The sequence below is a fragment of the Spirosoma oryzae genome (assembly GCF_003002825.1).
GTDB lineage: Bacteria > Bacteroidota > Bacteroidia > Cytophagales > Spirosomataceae > Spirosoma > Spirosoma oryzae.
Genome location: NZ_PVTE01000029.1, coordinates 17,892 through 34,420, shown reverse-complemented (window position 1 = coordinate 34,420; position 16,529 = coordinate 17,892). Strand labels below are relative to the sequence as shown.

Genomic DNA, 16,529 nt, shown 5'->3' with positions numbered 1-16,529 from the left:
GGCTGACAAGGCTCAATATGAAAGGTTGAAGTGCTTAGTCTGGCTCCAACCGGCGATTCAGAAAATTGCTTTTTTCAAAAACTTAATTGAACTGAATGATGCGACGAATACTCGAAGAAAATTTAGATACGTAACACTCATTATCTTCACAGTAGGCAGCATTGTGCTTGCGTGGCCGACATCTCAAGAACAAAATTATTCACTATTCGTCAAAGAAGGTTTGGTTGGTGATGGTTTAGTTTACTTTTCAGTGTTTTTAGCATCTAAAGTACTTGTTTCTTCCTCTAAAAATAGGCGCAAACGAAAGCAAGTATAATTGTAAAACGACTATGAAAAGATCGCTACTACTAATGCTTATTATTGGCTTGACGATTGGCTGTCAAAAAGTACCCTTAACAGGCCGAAAGCAATTTATCATGGTTGATAGCAACGAGCTGCTTGCACTGAGTGCAGGTCGATACAAAGAAGAGCTAAACGAGAGCCAAGTGATATATAGTGGTTCTAATTACCAGATGATTCAGCGAGTGGGCAATCGGTTGCGGGTGGCCATGGAAAACTATCTCAACCGCAACGGCTATGGTGATCGAATCAAAGGGTTTCAATGGGAATTTAACCTCATTCACAAAGAGGATGTTAATGCAACCTGTTTGCCAGGTGGAAAGGTAGTTTTTTATACGGGAATTCTGCCCTATACCCAAAATGAATCAGGTGTGGCAACGGTTATGGGACACGAGATTGCCCATGCCATTGCAGCTCATGGCGCAGAACGCCTGAGCGAAGCGTTACTTGCTAATGGATTGATGGAGAGTGGTCAGATACTTATCAATGCTTACTCGCCTGAAAAAAAAAGACAGGCCAATCTGCTGTTGTTACAGGCCGTCGGAATAGGCTATCAGTACGGCCTAGCCCTTCCGCACAGTCGAACGCACGAGTCGGAAGCTGACCACCTCGGCCTAATTTTTATGGCCATGGCAGGTTACGACCCGCAGCAAGCTGTTGTCTTCTGGCAGCGTATGGCTAGTAATGGTGGTCAGAAGCCCCCCGAATTTATGAGTACACATCCATCCGATGAACGCCGGGTTCGGGATTTGCAAAGAGAGATGCCCGAAGCCATGAAATACTACGTTGCTCCCAAGCCCGTTCCAACTATTTTGCAAGATGAAGATGATTCTGAAGAAATTACAGCAGCAGACACAAACGACATTGACATACCATACACAACACTAAAGCCAAAAGTTAAGAAGCGAAATTCATCAAAAAAGCCTGTAACTTCGGCCAAAATTAGCGTAAAAAAGGTTTCCTCTCAGAAGGGTTATAAAAGTACAACTGCAAAAAAACCAAAGTGAGGGTATATGCATCTCGCTCCACGTGGGCAACTGTCGGGTGATCATGATCGATCAGCATTATCCGGCCCAGTTACATATCCAATCGAGCGGGCCCGTTGGATTGAAAACCAGCTGAATCAGCGCCCCGAAAAACGTTGGCTTATTTAAGACCAACTGAATTCGTACAGAAGGAGATTTATGCATTACAAATGTGAATGTGCGAAATAAGCTAACACCAATACTATAAAGCACTTACTATTCGTCCTTCACAACTATTTATTAGTGAACCGAAATTCCTTCATTAAAAAATCTCTTTTTTAATGAAGGAATTTCGGTGTTGACACAATACTACCGAAAGACTTGCTCTTAGTCTACCTAACTCAGGGCGTCCGACTTGCCAGCCAAAACTCACTTCACAAGTCCAGACCTGACAAACCGGAGCGTTTTCTCTGTCGCCGAAGTAGTGAATTTTCGAACCAGACGTCTGGTATTCAAATTACTTCTTCTGTCGCCCGCAACTCGCCGAACCCACACTATTTTTTGCGTTACACCCAACGTACTAGTGTATGTGATAGCCGATGTCGCGTTTAATCTCTTTCAGGACGAAGGTGCTGTTCAGGACGCCGATGTTCTCAATCTGCGACAGTTTGTATTTGACGAAATCGTGGTACTCGTTGAGACTACCGACGTGAATCTTCAGCAGAAAGTCGACTTATCAGCTCATTTTCATACAAAACGTACTCAGAAATTGTCTGTCGCACCGGGCGCTTGATAGAACAGAGTAGTATGTAAGCCTATAAGAGATCTGTAAACAAATTTTTATCATACTTGACTAAAGCCAACGGATGCTTACGTTGACTCAAGATTCTTATACACGAATAGTTGGCTACTACGTCTCGAACTAGAAACATTAATCGTTAATCGACAGATAGTTGAGTCTGAATCTGAGCAACAAACTCAATCGACACATTCGCCAACCTAGCCACTTGTTCGACCGCCAGGCCCATTTGAAGGGCAGTCTTAACCGTTTCGCTTCTTACCAGATTCTCCCTGCGATCTTCAGCTTCCTGAATTTTTTGCTTCTCAGCCTTAACCGCTTCAGCGTTGGCAGCTGTCACACGAGCAAAATATGCCCGCTCTTCCGGGGTCATTTTCCTGGTATCCAACTCGTCAATAGCCCGCTTTAGCCACTCCTCGTTCCAGAAAGCAGGATACTGAGTCGGTTCGGTCGTATGCAGTGTCTTCATCGTATAAACCAGTTTTTCTAAGTCAGTCTCTATCTGGGTTACTTGCTTGTTAAATTTAGCTAGTTCTACGGTAATGAATGTCATCTGGTTATCAATGATTTCCCCCATTTCACTCCTCAAATTAGCAATCGTATGAAAATGAGTAGTTGGTAAGATACTCTTGGCTAAAATGGCAATAGCATATATCTTGGGCAAATTGGCATAATCAAACTCACCACGCTCTACTACTGTGTTGAACTTATGTAAAGCATAGAATTTCATGCGTTGGACAAAGTGCGGGGCTAAGCCCAATTGCATTTCGACAATAAACTGGCTTCCGTTCTCGTCAGTACAGGCTAGATCAAAAATGCCACTTCTGCTGTCGATGGTTAACGCTTCAAATACATTCTTATCAAAATGCACTTCTCGAATGGGTATCGCTGATTTGATCAGCGCCTGTAAGGCTGTACGTAGAAATAAGGTATTAGCTTCGTTACCGAAAGTAGCCTTGAACCCATAGTCTGAAATAACGGGAATGTAAACGGGTGTATCCATGCTACAAAGGTACTCTAATGAATCCCCCGGCCTGTCGACATCGGCTATCGCACTAGTGTATGTGATAGCCGATGTCGCGTTTGATCTCTTTCAGGACGAAGGTGCTGTTCAGGACGCCGATGTTCTCAATCTGCGACAGTTTGTATTTGACGAAGTCGTGGTACTCGTTGAGACTACCGACATGAATCTTCAGCAGAAAGTCGACCTGCCCGGCCATGTGGTAGCACTCCTGCACTTCCTCCAGCTTCTGCACCTCCTCCTCGAACTTATCGATAAACGCTTTGTCGTGGTAGCGCATCGACACCTGACAAAAGGTAGTGATCGGCTGCCCCAGCAGGTTTTTGTCCAGCACGGCAATGTACTGTTTGATGTAGCCCAGGTTTTCCAGTCGCCTGACACGCTCATAAACCGGTGACAGCGTCAGCCCCAGATGAGCGGCCAATTCTTTTGTCGTCTGCTTCGCGTCGTTCTGTAACAGACGAAGTAATTGCTTATCAATAGCGTCCAGTGGCTCCATACCGAAAATTTTTCCGTGGCGACTTCCTTAACCAATCAGAAACCGTTAAATTATCTATATAATCAATACTAATTAACAATATTTTCTAATATTCTCTCTTTTTATCGACGTATTAACCGTAAAAATAACTTTGTACCGTAAACACTAGCTATCAATTAGTGTCAGCTAATGGCCACTCATCAGTCAAACTAGTCCCTTATTCTCACGCTATGCAACGAGAAACCCTGTTAGTTATCGGTGCCAACGGGCAAATCGGAACAGCGCTGTTACCCCGACTGCAGGCGCAGTTTGGTATGCAGCACGTTGTTGCGGCCGATCTACGAAAACCCCAAACGGAAACCGGCATTTTCGAGCTGCTCGATGCCACCAAACCCGACGCTCTTGTCGACATTGTGCGCAGGTATCGGGTGACCCAGATTTATCACCTGGCCGCCATTCTGTCGGCGAAGGGCGAGAGCGATCCCATTTGGGCCTGGAACCTGAACATGCAGACCAGCCTCAATGTACTGGAAGTCGCCCGGCTGCACGGCATCAGGAAGGTGTTCGTGCCCAGTTCGATTGCAGCCTTCGGCGAACACGCGCCCAAAGACGGAACACCGCAATCGACGCTGCTGGATCCGGCTACGGTGTACGGCATCAGTAAGGTAGCCACTGAAAACTGGCTGCTGTACTACCACAAACGCTACGGGCTCGATGTGCGCTCACTGCGCTATCCGGGCGTAATCAGCTACCAGTCGATGCCGGGTGGCGGCACTACCGATTATGCCGTCGCCATTTTCCACGAAGCCGTGCGCGAACAGCCGTACACCTGCTTTCTGGCACCCGATACGCTCCTCCCCATGATTTACATGGACGATGCGCTGCGGGCTACATTGGAACTGATGGATGCACCCGAAGACCGTATCAGCGTCCGGACGTCATACAATCTGGCGGGTATGAGCTTTACGCCCGCCGAACTGACAGCCGCCATTCAGCGCCATTTTCCCGCGTTCACGGTGCGTTATGAACCCGATTTTCGCCAGGTCATTGCGGATTCCTGGCCCCGATCAATCGACGATTCCGTTGCCCGCCACGACTGGGGCTGGCAACCCGCGTTTGACCTGACCAGCATGACGCAGGAAATGATTACCCGACTAACTGCTTTTCACAATACGCTTATTCCAACGCTATAATCATGTACGGATCGATCAAAGAACAACTTCAGCAGGAGCTGACTGCCATCAGAGAAGCAGGTCTGTACAAGGCCGAACGGATCATCGTATCGCCACAGTCGTCGGTCATTGCCCTGCACGACGGTAAGCAGGTACTGAACTTCTGCGCGAACAACTACCTGGGCTTATCCTCCCACCCCGACGTCGTAGCGGCCGCGCACGAAACGCTCGACAATCACGGTTTCGGCCTGTCGTCGGTACGGTTCATCTGCGGTACGCAGGATATTCACAAGGAGCTTGAGCAACGGACGGCGGCCTTCGTCGGTGCCGAAGACTGCATTCTGTACGCGGCTGCCTTCGACGCCAACGGGGGCGTATTCGAGCCCCTGTTGGGTGAGGCAGATGCCATTATCTCCGACGAGCTGAACCATGCGTCGATCATCGACGGGATTCGGCTATGCAAGGCCAAGCGGTTCCGCTACAAACACAACGACATGGCCGACCTGGAGACGCAGCTACAGGCGGCTTCATCGGCCCGCCGGACGCTGATCGTTACCGACGGTGTTTTCTCGATGGACGGTACCATCGCGCAGCTGGACAAAATCTGCGACCTGGCCGACCAATACGGGGCGATGGTTATGGTCGATGAATGCCACGCCAGCGGGTTCATGGGTAAGACCGGCCGGGGAACCCCCGAATACCGGAACGTACTGGGCCGTATCGACATCATCACCGGTACGTACGGCAAGGCTCTGGGGGGTGCATCGGGTGGATTTACGGCGGCCCGAAAGGAGATCGTGGAGCTGCTCCGGCAGCGTTCACGACCTTACCTGTTCTCCAACACACTGGCCCCCGCCATCGTCGGCGCATCGCTGCGCGTGCTGGACATTCTGGAACGTTCGACAGCACTGCGCGACAAACTGGAAGACAACACCCGCTACTTCCGCAAGGCCATGACCGACGCCGGTTTCGACATTCTCCCCGGCGAACACCCGATCGTGCCGATCATGCTGTACGATGCTCCACTCGCGCAGGAATTTGCCGCCCGACTGTTGCAGGAAGGTATCTACGTCATCGGCTTCTTTTACCCCGTCGTGCCCAATGGTAAGGCCCGCATTCGGGTGCAGATTTCGGCCAGTCACGAACCGGAACACCTGGAACGGGCGGTAGCAGCTTTCACGAAAGTGGGGCAGGAACTCGGCGTACTCAAGACGCAGGAAGCGGTAAGCTAATTGGTTGATCAAACACAACGCAGACAGTCGGGGCGATTCATACGGGTTGCCCCGACTGTTTTTATGCTGCTTTTCGCCTATCTCAAATCGACGAAGCTGGTCGCAAACGTGGTTCCGGCTCCCGTTCCACCGGGTCGCTAGTCGTAGTGTTTTTTCTGTCATCCCGAGCCTGCGAGGGATCTTCGGTAAAAGAAAATAGCCTGCTACCGAAGATCCCTCGCAGGCTCGGGATGACAAATAGCTCTTTAACTGCCAGCGATTTATTGATCCTAGCAACTATCAAAAAGCCTCGCTGCTATTAGCATAACGAAGCCATTTGTTGACCCCGTTGTAACACAGGACAAACAAACGGCTTCGTTGTTTTTTTATTACTGCGTCAGGGTAACGCCAAAACGTTCGCCCAGTTCGAGCAGGCTTTTCACCACCGGCTCGACCACGGGGATACCGTTGGCGAGTCGGTCGGCTTCCATCATCCGCTCGGGGTCGCCGGGAATCAGAACCTGCTTGCCCTCAACCGCCTTAGCCTGCCGGAAGCGCTGAATCCAGGTATCCATATGCGTTTTAAATTCGTCGGCGGGGCGGAACGCATCGATACGCATCGCCCCGAAGAAATGGCCCGTCCCCTGCCCAACGCCTTCGTTGGCAGCCATAAACCCGGCAGTAGCGAAAGGCGGCACCCACGGCCCGTAGTTCGCGCCCGACAGCACACCCGAGAAAATATCGACGATCGCACCCAGCCCGTAGCCCTTGTGCGACCCATGCTCGCGGTCGGTACCCAGCGGCACGAGTGCGCCCCCGTTGCGAACGGCATTGGCATCGGTCGTGGGATTACCCTCGGCGTCCTGTGCCCAGCCCAACGGAATATCCTGCCCTTTACGTTGCAGGATTTCGAGTTTCCCGTATGCCACGGCCGTACTGGCGAAATCAGCCAGAAACGTCGGTTCAGTGGCGGCTGGCACGGCAACAGCAATTGGATTGGTACCCAGTAACTTATCCAGCGAATAAGTCGGCGCGACGAGCGGTGCCGCGTGGGTCATGGCCTGCCCGATCATGTCGTGGTCGGCGGCCAGCAGCGCGTGGTAACCGGCAATGCCGAAGTGGTTGGAGTTGCGCACGGCCACCCAGCCCGTTCCGGCCGTCCGCGCCTTTTCGATCGCTACCTGCATCGCCCAGGGACCGACGACTAGCCCCAATCCTTTATCGCCATCGATAACGGCCGTGGACGGGGTTTCGTGGACGATCTGAATGCGGGGCTGCGGGTTGATACGGCCGTGGTCGTACAGCCGGACGTAACCCGGCAGGCGGGCCACCCCGTGCGAGTCGACCCCGCGCAGGTCGGCGCTGACCAGCACGTCGGCGGCTAGTCGGGCGTCGGATTCGGAGCAGCCGATGGCCAGAAATATCTGTTCGGTAAAGGAGCGTAGTGCGTTAGCGGAAATCATGGCGCAAAAATACGCCTTTCTGCGCTTTGCCATCCCCCCGTCCAGTTTCTGCCCTCAGTTCGTTGGTCAACCTGACTGAAAAGTTTACCGTTGTGATTAAACGGAGCCGTGTCGAGTGGGGTCTATGGAATAGCTGTCGCCAGCGCATCAGTGTCAGTAGTGTAGCCCAGACCTCCAGGTCTGGAGGACGCGCAGCGGCCAAGTAGCTGACGCCAGAACCAGTTGGCCTGACGGCCTCCAGACGTGGACGTCTGGGTTACATATCCATTCACAAACACAAATTCGATGAACCGATTACCGTTGTTACTTTTCGTTTTTCTATCCACGCTTGCGCAGGGCCAGTCGGCCGATGAGTTGCGCGTGCAGGCTACGCTTCGGCAGGCCACCGTTTTTCTGAACCGCGCACAGCTCGCAGCGCAGGCGACGGCGACCATCGACGCGGGAACCACCCGACTCATTATCGACAATGCGCCGGCGCAAACCGATCCGCAGAGTATTCAGGTGTCCGGTAAGGGCGATGCCGTTATTCAGGGCGTCCAATTCCGCACCAACTTTCTCGACAAAGCCCCACGTCCAGCCTCGTTGCAACGACTGGACGATTCGCTCCGCACGACGCGCGAAGCCTACGAATCGCTGCTGGTGCAGAAAGACGTGCTTGAGCAGGAGCGGAACCTGATTCTGGCCAACAAGGAAGTCGCCGGGAAAGATCAGGGCGCAACCGTGAAAGCCGTAGCCGAAATGGCGGCTTTTTACCGCGAACGCCTGACCCGGATTGGACAGGACTTGCTGGCACTTAACCGGCGCATTACCGAACAAAAAAAGCGCGTCGACCGGCTGGATGCGCAGGTAAAAGAACAGGATGCTAAACGGGAACGGCCAGTGGGCGAAATCGAAGTGACGCTGACCGCCCGCAACCGCACGGCCGTGTCGCTGAACCTGAGTTATATCGTCAACAGCGCGGGTTGGTCGCCCGTGTACGACGTACGGGTACGCGATACGAAAAGCCCGGCGTCGCTGGCGATGAAAGCACAGGTGTTTCAGAACACGGGTTTCGACTGGCAGAATGTTAAACTCACGCTCTCGACGGCGAACCCCGCCCTGCCCGGCTCACAACCCACACTGAATACCGACTACGTCAGCTTTTACGATCCGAAGGTAGAAGCTAAATACGATCAGGAAGCCCCCGAAGCGGTGCCAATGCTTCGTCGGAGTGCCCGTGCGAAACTAGCAAGTCAGGAAGGCGATCCTAATGCGGAAGAAGTTATTCCGAACCCAATGGCGGCTAACCTGACAAACACCGCTACGTTTACGCAGGCCGTCGATCAGCCGACGAACGTCAGCTTCGACATTGCGATTCCGTACACGATTCTGACCAATGGTCGTCCGCAACTGGTCGACGTACAGACGGCGGAACTACCGGCGTCGTATCGCTACGAAATCACGCCCAAACTCGACCCCGACGCCTTCCTGACCGCACAGATCACGGGCTGGGACAAGCTAAACCTGCTCAACGGCACGGCCCGCATTTACTTCGAAGGCACGTTCGTGGGCGAGTCGCGGGTGAGTCTGGCCGAAGCCAAAGACACGCTGTCGCTCTCACTGGGTCGCGATAAGCGCATCATCGCCAAGCGCGAACAGATCGAGGACGTCAACTCGCGGCAGACGTTCGGTGGTAATCAGCGCGACGCCCACGCCTATCGTATCACGCTCCGCAATACGCGGCAGGAACCGGTCAACCTGACGGTTTATGACCAGATTCCGGTATCGACCGACGAGCGGATTGTCGTTCAGTTGACCGACGGTAGTGGCGCACAACGTAATCCGGAAACGGGCAAACTTACCTGGCGGCTGGCGCTCAAACCCGGCGAAAGTCAGGCGCTGACGTTCCGCTATGAGGTTAAATTTCCGAAAGGAAAAGTCATTACCCAATAACTGGGTACCCGTGCTCTTTCGACCGGCTCCGCTCATAGCAGAGCCGGTTTTTTGTTTACAGCGCCTTTACGCCATCAAATTCGCTCGTTCGCGGCCTCCGTCGAACAAACAGATAAGAAAATAGCGTGTTTATAGGTATACACCGTTTCGCTACCTGTGACACCATGATCCGGCTTCTCATCACGACCCTATTCACCATTGGTTTCTCGCTGTTCGGCCACGCGCAACCCCGTGATACACTGACGATCGAGCAGCAACTGGCCCGGCGGGGTGGCGTTTACCTGGCACAGACGCGACCCACCACATACCTGGCGCTCGACGTGAATCACACCATCGGCGGCTTTCACCGCTACCGTTTTTTCGAGGGCGATGAGCTGCACTTCAAGGCGCGGGGCGAAAAATACCGCGAAGAACTGTACGCCGTTAGTGACACCACGTTTACGATTCTGATGGCCAATGAAGTGATGAACCGCGACGAGCCGGTATCGTTTCGTTTCGACGAAGTGGAAAAGGTGTACCTACATCGGCGCATCCCGTTCGTAACGGCAGCCGGCACGCTGTTCCCACTGGCGGGCGTCATTTACGGCGCGGCCGATCTGATTCGCGATTCCCGGTTCAACACGGGCGTCATACCCGTCGCGGGGGGGTTGATTCTCAGCGGAGCAATTTTTCACCTGATGAGTAATCCACATATTCGCATCAATAAAAACCACCGGCTGCGGGTATTGCGGACGTATTGAGTTGGCCGAACAGGGAGTAGCCCCCTATCTTTGCGGCAATGACTGCCGTTCGACTCTCCCAACCCCACCGCCCCGTCCGGGCTACGATTCCGCTGGCTTCTTCCAAAAGTGAAAGCAACCGCGCCCTCATCATCGATGCACTGACCGGTTTCCGCTGCGACCTGACCAATCTCGCCAGCGCCCGCGACACGCAAACCATGATCCGGCTGCTGAAAAGTACCGATCAGACCGCCGATGTGCTGGATGCCGGTACGACGATGCGCTTTCTGACAGCGTATTTCACCGTCACCAACCAGCAGAAAGTCATGACCGGTACGGCGCGTATGTGCGAGCGACCTATCGGTATTCTGGTCGATGCCCTGCGTTCGCTGGGAGCCGATATTACGTATCTGAAAAACGACGGCTATCCCCCCCTGCAACTCAACGGGTTTACGGCAAACGGCACCAGCGAACTAAGCATCCGGGGCGACGTGAGCAGCCAATACGTTTCAGCGCTGCTGATGATTGCGCCCCTGCTTCCCAACGGCCTGACGATCAATCTGACGGGTGCGGTTGGCTCACGGCCGTATATCGAAATGACCATCGAGCAGATGCGCCATTTCGGTGCCGTTGTCGATACCGACTGGACAGCCAATCAGTTGCACGTTCAGCCCACGCCGTACACGCCCCAAAGCTACGCTGTCGAATCCGACTGGTCGGGTGCCAGCTACTGGTACAGTGTCGCGGCTCTTGCTGACGATGATACGGCCGAGCTGGAACTGCTGGGACTCAAAGCCCGCTCGCTACAGGGCGACAGCGCCATTGTCGACATCATGCGGCCATTAGGCGTTGAGAGCACCTTTACGGAAACCGGTGTCCGGCTAACTAAACGTCCGGCGGAGCCTGCGCTCGAATGGGACTTCACCGATTGCCCCGATCTGGCGCAGACGGTAGCGGTTTGCGCGGCTATGAAAGGCATCCGGCTGACGCTGACGGGTATCGAAAGTCTGAAAATCAAGGAGACCGACCGGGTGGCAGCTTTGCAGGCCGAGCTACAGAAACTCGGTGCCGAACTGGTTGAGGTCGAAACAAACCACCGCTACGAAGTGCGTCGGCTAATGCAACCGCTGGAAACGCTGGCGGTCCCCGAAATTGATACCTACGACGATCACCGAATGGCCATGGCGTTTGCGCCTGTGGCCATGCTGCACCCCGTCGTCATTCATGAGCCGGGCGTAGTAGCCAAGTCATACCCAAGCTTCTGGGAAGATATGGCGCGGGTCGTGACGGTCGAAGAAGCGTAACCTACCAGCTTACGTTCCGCTTCACCACGCGGGCCGGATTCCCGGCAATTAGTGCATTTGGTTCATCGAATATCCCCCTGACGACCGAGTTGGCGGCTATTACACAGCCGTCAGCGATGGTCGTACCTTTGTAAATCGACACCCGCGACCCGACCCAAACGTGCTTACCCAACGTGATGTCTGACGAAGGCTGTACTTTACGGCCTTCATACTCAATCTCGTGAAAATCATCATCGAGAAACTGGCACTCCCACGAGATATTGCAATCGTCGCCGATGCGCAGGGTGTGCATGATGATGAAGGTAGACAGCGCATTGATAAACACCCGACTCCCCAGTTCGATACGGCCCTGCGCCCCAATAGCCATCCGGCAACCCCGCCCAATCGACACGGCCCCCTTACAGTCGAGCCGTCCATCGACGTTCAGATACGTTACATCATTGCGGTGTGCAAACCCGGCATAGTCGAGACCGACTTTCAATGGGCCATTCGTTGAGATATGGTCGGCCCATTTGATAATGGCTTGCTGGTGTGCGAAGATCATCTTACCCGACATCCGGTAGCGCAGATAGCGCATCAGTACAACGAGAAAAACAGAATCTGACTTCTGACACAGCGCATATAGTCGCTTCAACTCATTCATATAAACGGTATAAATCGACGGTGAAGATAGGCAGCGAACGGCCGTTAGCATGCTCATCGTCCTATTTTCGTCATTGGTCAGTCGATTTGCGTCGTTGGTCACCAGCTGGCCGGGCGCTCCCCCCCACCTTTGCTGCGTCCCTACACAAACACGCTTTGTTATGTCAACGCACCCAAAAACACTGGTACTGGGCGCAACCGGCGGTATCGGTTACGCCATTACCAACAGCCTGCTCGCCCGCCAGTGGCCGGTAACGATACTGGTTCGTACCCGGAGCAAAGCTGCTGCACTTTTTGCCGACAATCCACTGCTTACCATTGCCGAAGGCGACGCACAGGATGCCGCCAAGGTCGATTCACTAGCCGGCAGCGCGGACTTCATCGTACACGCCATCAATTATCCGTACCACCAGTGGTTTGGCCGGATGGAGTCGGTTACGCGTCATGTCATCGAAGCCGCAAAACCCCGACCGGACCGAACAATAGCCGGCCGAACGCTGCCCGGCCCGGCAACGGTTGTGTTCCCCGGGAATGTGTACAACTTCGGCAACACGAACCAGCCGATCCGCCCCGACAGTCGGCCGGCACCCTGTACCCGGAAAGGGCAGTTGCGGGTCGAGCTGGAAGCGATGCTGGAGCAGGCTGCCGACGCTGGGCAGTGTCGTGTACTGACGGTTCGCCTGCCCGACTTCTGGGGACCCAACGTCCTGAACGAAGGCATCCGCCCGGTTTTCCTGGGTGCGCTCACGGGTAAACCAATGCCCTGGCTCTTGAACGCCGATATTCCGCACCAGTCTGTTTATACCCCCGACGCGGGCGAGGTAATCGTTCGTTTGATGGAACAACAGTGGACCCAGCGCCTGACATCGCCCGGCGACGTGGCTGCGTATCGTGTCTGGAACTACGGGGGCACCACGCTTTCGTCGATGCGCGACTGGTTTTCCCAAATCACGCAGCTAACCGGAAAACCGTCGTCCGTTCGGGTCTATCCGCGCTGGCTTTTTTCGGTCCTGGGTCTGGTCAATCCAGTTATGCGGGAGGTCAAGGAGATGCTCTACCTCTACGAAAATACGATCCTGCTCGACGACCGCGCTACGCTGGCGGCCCTGCCTGATTTCCGCCCAACCCCAATGGATCAGGCCTTACGCGATACGCTGCGCTGGTTCGCCGAAACACAGTTGAACTAACAACCACACGACCCCACATTACTCACCATGAAAACGTTACTTAAACTGGAAGAGCTGGCCCTGTTTCTTGGCTGTGTGTATCTGTTTTCCCGCCTGTCGTTTGGCTGGTGGTGGTTCCCGGCGCTGCTACTGACGCCCGATTTGAGTATGCTTGGCTACGTGCTCAATCCAGCGGTCGGCGCATTCACGTACAACATTGTCCATCACCGGGCCGCAGGGATCGTCGTCGGTTTGTGCGGACTGGCATTAAGTAGTCAGTGGCTGATGCTGGCGGGGATCATGCTGGTCGCGCACACGAGCTTCGACCGGATGCTGGGCTATGGCCTGAAATACCCGGACGACTTCAAGCATACCAGCCTGGGCTGGATTGGCCGACCATAACTCAGGTAGTCCATGCTCAGTGAGCGAGTTGACGATAGGCACCAGGCGTTTGTCCCGTCCACTTCTTGAACGACCGGAAAAAGACACTCGGTTCAGCGTAGCCAAGCAGGTAGGCAATGTCGGTGGTGCTGAGAAACGGATCACGCAGGTGTCGTTGCGCCAGTTCTTTCCGTACCTCATCGAGTAGGTTCTGGTAGGTCAGCCCTTCGCTGCGCAGATGCCCCTGCAACGTCCGGACACCCATCGCCAGCCGGTCAGCAACGCCCGCTAGTGTCGGTTCTTCGCCTTTCATCAGAGTCACAATTTCGGTACGTACCCGCCCCGCCAGTGAAGGCGTCGTGAGCCGACTCAGCAGCGCGTCGGCATGCTGCTCGAACAACGGCATCATACCGGGGCTGGCGTTCAACACGGGCGTATCGAGCAGGCTGGCGGAAAAGAGCAGGGCCGTTTCGGGCGCGTCGAAGACCAGGCGGGCCGGGGAAAAGGCCCGCTCGTGTTCACCCACATCAGCCGGACGGGGGTAGGCAAAACGCACTTCAGCGGGCGTAATGAGCAGGCCAGTCAAGGCCCGAAAGGCCGACAAAATGATCGATAGTTCCGAATTGTAGACCAGCGCCGGATAAACGATTTCGGTACTGGTAACCTGCGAGACAAGCGCCACCTGATCGCCTTCCGACCGCATCAGCAGGCGCGTTCCATCGCAGATGATGTCCTGATACCGGCACAACTGCGTGATCGCCCGGCCCAGTGTCAGGCTGTGCATCATCACGTAGGCCACCACACCCACCGCCGACGGGCTAATCAGCTCGCCCAGTCGCAACGAGATCCGGTTGGTATCCGTTTGCGCCGACAGTTCACGCCAGATCGCCTGCACCTGCTGAATCGAAAGGCGACTATCCGGGTCGCGCAGACTATCGTGCGAAATACCAATCGTCTCAACGAGCGCGTTCGTATCGATACCCTGCTGCCGGGCCGCACCCAGAATCATGTTGACCGACGCGACAGACAGCGTGTTGGTGATGGGTAAATGAGTCATCGTTGACTAAATTGTCGGCGTAACTGCGCAAAGTAAGCGCCCACTTTTACCAATCGACTGCCGTACCACGAAAACAGTTCCCCATCGACCAGTTCGACCCGTGCGTCGGGGCAGATCGTTTCCAGCTCCACCCGGTGTTTATCGGCGAACGGGTAGGGTTCCGACGACAAAAAAATCAGATCAGGATGGGCTGCTCGCAGGTCGTCGGGGGTCAATACGGGGTAGCGGGTCTGTTCAGCCAGCGCATTACGGAATCCGGCTACCCGCAGCATATCATCGATAAACGTGTGACTGGCAGCTGCCATGTACGGCTTACGCCAGATCAGGTACGCAACCCGCAGCGTCGGCACGATCGGCGGGGGCATCGACGCGCGGATTCGATCCACCAATTGCTCCGCCTGCGGCTGTTTTCCAACCAGTTGCCCTACGTTCTGAATCATCTGCAAAGCCTCCGGCAGAGTAGCTATGTCGGTGACGTGAACGGGGTACCGCTGGGCCAGGTACTCAATCTGCTCGCGGTCATTCTCTTCCTTGTTTGCGATAATCAGATCGGGTCGAAGCGCATCGATCAGATCGAGTTTCAGCGCCTTCGTCCCGCCAACAATTGTTCGATTCTGAACCTGGTCGGTGGGGTATGTGCAATAGCGCGTCAGGCCGACAATCTCCGCATCAAGGCCCAGATCAAAAAGCAGTTCCGTTTGGGAGGGAACAACCGACACCAATCGGCGCGGATATTCAGTAATTCGGCGCATTAAATCGGTCATTGCGCGGTATCTGTCGGTAAGTCACCCGAAGAAAATCGTTGAATTTCGGAAATTTACGCAACATGTCGCACCAAAACGCATCTTTCACGCATGATCCGTTTTTCCACTTCACGTTTGCTGGCCCTGCTATTGACCGGCCTCTGTACACTGGCACACGCCCAGTCAGCCTCCACCGCCCCATCAGGCAAAATCACCTACGAAGGCCTTCGCCGGGTCGATATGTCCCGGATACGCATGAGTGTCAACGGACAGGAAATACGGCCCGGTAGTGGCGACGTACCGGAAGGTATGCCCGACGTGGTTTCATTTACGCAGAAACTGATTTTTGCCGGCTCGTACGCCAAAGAAGAACGCGACCGGACGCAGAATCCGATGCGACCAAACCGGGCGGGCGATGCGAACAGTTCGCCCAACGGAGCTTCGGCAAGTGGCGCACCGGCTGGCAGAGCCGACATGCGGATGACGCGTATGAACGATCAGGAAACGTATCTTGATATGGCCAGCCGCCAGCGAATCAGCATCCTGACAGTTCGGCGCGACTCGACGACGCAGCGGTACCGCACCGAGCGGCCATTTCCAAAGGCCGAAGGCTGGGAGACAAGCGACAAGACCAAAAAGATTGCGGGCTACGTTTGCCACAAAGCGACCGTCACGCGCCGAAACGCCCCCTACACGATCTGGTACACCACCGATCTGCCCTTTACCTACTCCCCCATCGCCGACCTGACACCCGACAAAGGCGTAGTGCTTCAGATCGAATCCGACGACGAATCGTTCAAAGCATCGGCCGTCTCGCTGGAACCCGTCGACGCAGCTAGTCTGCAACCACCAACCGACGTGAAGACTATCTCGCAGGAAGAACTGGATCAGATTCGGCGTAAGCAAATGGCTGATTTTCGGCAGCGCATGATGCAGAATGGTGGCTTCCCCAGTCGTAACTAGTCGATTTTCAACGATCTACACCCTAAGGTCTGTGAAGGCACAGACCCTGGCTAAGTGGCCCCTGCCCTAATTACGCCATCACTACGGCTCCTACCCCAGGGTCCGTGAAACCACAGACCCTGGAAAATAAGTGAGCCGTCAATGGCCAACCAATCGTTCTTCCGCTCAATCGTT

16 protein-coding genes are annotated in these 16,529 nt (G+C 54.5%); 9 read left to right on the top strand and 7 right to left on the bottom strand.

Translation table 11 applies throughout. The annotated features are described in order from the left end of the window. Nucleotides 1-329: 329 nt before the first annotated feature. A complete protein-coding gene (locus CLV58_RS23620) occupies nucleotides 330-1,346 on the top strand; it encodes a M48 family metalloprotease (protein ID WP_106140305.1) in 1,017 nt (338 codons plus the stop codon). A 538-nt stretch (nucleotides 1,347-1,884) separates the two neighbouring features. On the opposite strand, the gene CLV58_RS23615 is transcribed toward CLV58_RS23620, so the two are convergent. The 3 genes from CLV58_RS23615 to CLV58_RS23605 all read right to left on the bottom strand — a co-directional run bounded on the left by CLV58_RS23615 (nucleotide 1,885) and on the right by CLV58_RS23605 (nucleotide 3,623). Further along, nucleotides 1,885-2,025 (bottom strand): hypothetical protein, encoded by a 141-nt coding sequence (locus CLV58_RS23615; protein ID WP_281257945.1) that lies wholly within the window; start codon nucleotides 2,023-2,025, stop codon nucleotides 1,885-1,887. 217 nt (nucleotides 2,026-2,242) lie between these two features. Then, entirely contained in the window at nucleotides 2,243-3,106 is an 864-nt protein-coding gene (locus tag CLV58_RS23610; protein WP_106140304.1) for an Rpn family recombination-promoting nuclease/putative transposase, read from the bottom strand. Nucleotides 3,107-3,158: 52 nt separating this feature from the next. After that, nucleotides 3,159-3,623 (bottom strand): Lrp/AsnC family transcriptional regulator, encoded by a 465-nt coding sequence (locus tag CLV58_RS23605; RefSeq protein ID WP_106140303.1) that lies wholly within the window; start codon nucleotides 3,621-3,623, stop codon nucleotides 3,159-3,161. 209 nt (nucleotides 3,624-3,832) lie between these two features. Here CLV58_RS23605 and CLV58_RS23600 point away from each other — a divergent pair, with 209 nt between their 5' ends. Both CLV58_RS23600 and kbl read left to right on the top strand, forming a co-directional pair. Continuing rightward, a complete protein-coding gene (locus CLV58_RS23600; protein WP_106140302.1) occupies nucleotides 3,833-4,795 on the top strand; it encodes an NAD-dependent epimerase/dehydratase family protein in 963 nt (320 codons plus the stop codon). A gap of 2 nt (nucleotides 4,796-4,797) precedes the next feature. Further along, nucleotides 4,798-6,006 carry a glycine C-acetyltransferase gene (kbl, locus tag CLV58_RS23595; protein WP_106140301.1) on the top strand — a complete coding sequence of 403 codons (1,209 nt, stop codon included), beginning with the start codon at nucleotides 4,798-4,800 and terminating at the stop codon, nucleotides 6,004-6,006. A gap of 368 nt (nucleotides 6,007-6,374) precedes the next feature. On the opposite strand, the gene CLV58_RS23590 is transcribed toward kbl, so the two are convergent. Further along, nucleotides 6,375-7,448 (bottom strand): Ldh family oxidoreductase, encoded by a 1,074-nt coding sequence (locus CLV58_RS23590; protein WP_106140332.1) that lies wholly within the window; start codon nucleotides 7,446-7,448, stop codon nucleotides 6,375-6,377. Between the two features lie 285 nt (nucleotides 7,449-7,733). Here CLV58_RS23590 and CLV58_RS23585 point away from each other — a divergent pair, with 285 nt between their 5' ends. From CLV58_RS23585 to CLV58_RS23575, 3 genes are all read left to right on the top strand, one after another. After that, nucleotides 7,734-9,380: a mucoidy inhibitor MuiA family protein gene (locus CLV58_RS23585; protein WP_106140300.1), complete on the top strand. Its 1,647-nt coding sequence runs from the start codon at nucleotides 7,734-7,736 to the stop codon at nucleotides 9,378-9,380. A gap of 164 nt (nucleotides 9,381-9,544) precedes the next feature. After that, the gene (locus CLV58_RS23580) at nucleotides 9,545-10,120 is read left to right on the top strand and encodes a hypothetical protein (protein ID WP_106140299.1); all 576 of its coding nucleotides are present in this window, start codon (nucleotides 9,545-9,547) and stop codon (nucleotides 10,118-10,120) included. 38 nt (nucleotides 10,121-10,158) lie between these two features. Further along, the gene (locus tag CLV58_RS23575) at nucleotides 10,159-11,403 is read left to right on the top strand and encodes a 3-phosphoshikimate 1-carboxyvinyltransferase (protein WP_106140298.1); all 1,245 of its coding nucleotides are present in this window, start codon (nucleotides 10,159-10,161) and stop codon (nucleotides 11,401-11,403) included. Between the two features lies 1 nt (nucleotide 11,404). On the opposite strand, the gene CLV58_RS23570 is transcribed toward CLV58_RS23575, so the two are convergent. Then, a complete protein-coding gene (locus CLV58_RS23570; protein WP_170108777.1) occupies nucleotides 11,405-12,046 on the bottom strand; it encodes an acyltransferase in 642 nt (213 codons plus the stop codon). A 160-nt stretch (nucleotides 12,047-12,206) separates the two neighbouring features. On the opposite strand from CLV58_RS23570, the gene CLV58_RS23565 reads away from it, so the two are divergent. Beyond that, a complete protein-coding gene (locus tag CLV58_RS23565; protein WP_106140296.1) occupies nucleotides 12,207-13,232 on the top strand; it encodes an NAD(P)H-binding protein in 1,026 nt (341 codons plus the stop codon). A 27-nt stretch (nucleotides 13,233-13,259) separates the two neighbouring features. Next, the gene (locus CLV58_RS23560; protein WP_106140295.1) at nucleotides 13,260-13,613 is read left to right on the top strand and encodes a DUF4260 domain-containing protein; all 354 of its coding nucleotides are present in this window, start codon (nucleotides 13,260-13,262) and stop codon (nucleotides 13,611-13,613) included. 16 nt (nucleotides 13,614-13,629) lie between these two features. On the opposite strand, the gene CLV58_RS23555 is transcribed toward CLV58_RS23560, so the two are convergent. Together CLV58_RS23555 and CLV58_RS23550 are read right to left on the bottom strand one after the other, a co-directional pair. Continuing rightward, nucleotides 13,630-14,649: an AraC family transcriptional regulator gene (locus CLV58_RS23555; protein WP_106140294.1), complete on the bottom strand. Its 1,020-nt coding sequence runs from the start codon at nucleotides 14,647-14,649 to the stop codon at nucleotides 13,630-13,632. Continuing rightward, nucleotides 14,646-15,401: a helical backbone metal receptor gene (locus CLV58_RS23550; RefSeq protein WP_106140331.1), complete on the bottom strand. Its 756-nt coding sequence runs from the start codon at nucleotides 15,399-15,401 to the stop codon at nucleotides 14,646-14,648. The genes CLV58_RS23555 and CLV58_RS23550 overlap by 4 nt, the downstream gene beginning before the upstream one ends. Nucleotides 15,402-15,503: 102 nt before the next feature. On the opposite strand from CLV58_RS23550, the gene CLV58_RS23545 reads away from it, so the two are divergent. Further along, nucleotides 15,504-16,355, top strand: a complete 852-nt coding sequence (locus CLV58_RS23545; RefSeq protein WP_106140293.1) for a GLPGLI family protein — start codon at nucleotides 15,504-15,506, stop codon at nucleotides 16,353-16,355. Nucleotides 16,356-16,529: the final 174 nt, after the last annotated feature.

Bases quoted from the DNA above. Each gene is read 5' to 3' on its own strand.
- CLV58_RS23565 (WP_106140296.1), top strand. From the start codon at position 12,207: ATGTCAACGCACCCAAAAACACTGGTACTGGGCGCAACCGGCGGTATC.
- CLV58_RS23555 (WP_106140294.1), bottom strand. From the start codon at position 14,649: ATGACTCATTTACCCATCACCAACACGCTGTCTGTCGCGTCGGTCAAC.
- CLV58_RS23575 (WP_106140298.1), top strand. From the start codon at position 10,159: ATGACTGCCGTTCGACTCTCCCAACCCCACCGCCCCGTCCGGGCTACG.
- CLV58_RS23600 (WP_106140302.1), top strand. From the start codon at position 3,833: ATGCAACGAGAAACCCTGTTAGTTATCGGTGCCAACGGGCAAATCGGA.
- kbl (WP_106140301.1), top strand. From the start codon at position 4,798: ATGTACGGATCGATCAAAGAACAACTTCAGCAGGAGCTGACTGCCATC.
- CLV58_RS23560 (WP_106140295.1), top strand. From the start codon at position 13,260: ATGAAAACGTTACTTAAACTGGAAGAGCTGGCCCTGTTTCTTGGCTGT.
- CLV58_RS23605 (WP_106140303.1), bottom strand. From the start codon at position 3,623: ATGGAGCCACTGGACGCTATTGATAAGCAATTACTTCGTCTGTTACAG.
- CLV58_RS23585 (WP_106140300.1), top strand. From the start codon at position 7,734: ATGAACCGATTACCGTTGTTACTTTTCGTTTTTCTATCCACGCTTGCG.
- CLV58_RS23590 (WP_106140332.1), bottom strand. From the start codon at position 7,448: ATGATTTCCGCTAACGCACTACGCTCCTTTACCGAACAGATATTTCTG.
- CLV58_RS23545 (WP_106140293.1), top strand. From the start codon at position 15,504: ATGATCCGTTTTTCCACTTCACGTTTGCTGGCCCTGCTATTGACCGGC.
- CLV58_RS23620 (WP_106140305.1), top strand. From the start codon at position 330: ATGAAAAGATCGCTACTACTAATGCTTATTATTGGCTTGACGATTGGC.
- CLV58_RS23570 (WP_170108777.1), bottom strand. From the start codon at position 12,046: ATGAATGAGTTGAAGCGACTATATGCGCTGTGTCAGAAGTCAGATTCT.
- CLV58_RS23580 (WP_106140299.1), top strand. From the start codon at position 9,545: ATGATCCGGCTTCTCATCACGACCCTATTCACCATTGGTTTCTCGCTG.
- CLV58_RS23610 (WP_106140304.1), bottom strand. From the start codon at position 3,106: ATGGATACACCCGTTTACATTCCCGTTATTTCAGACTATGGGTTCAAG.
- CLV58_RS23550 (WP_106140331.1), bottom strand. From the start codon at position 15,401: ATGCGCCGAATTACTGAATATCCGCGCCGATTGGTGTCGGTTGTTCCC.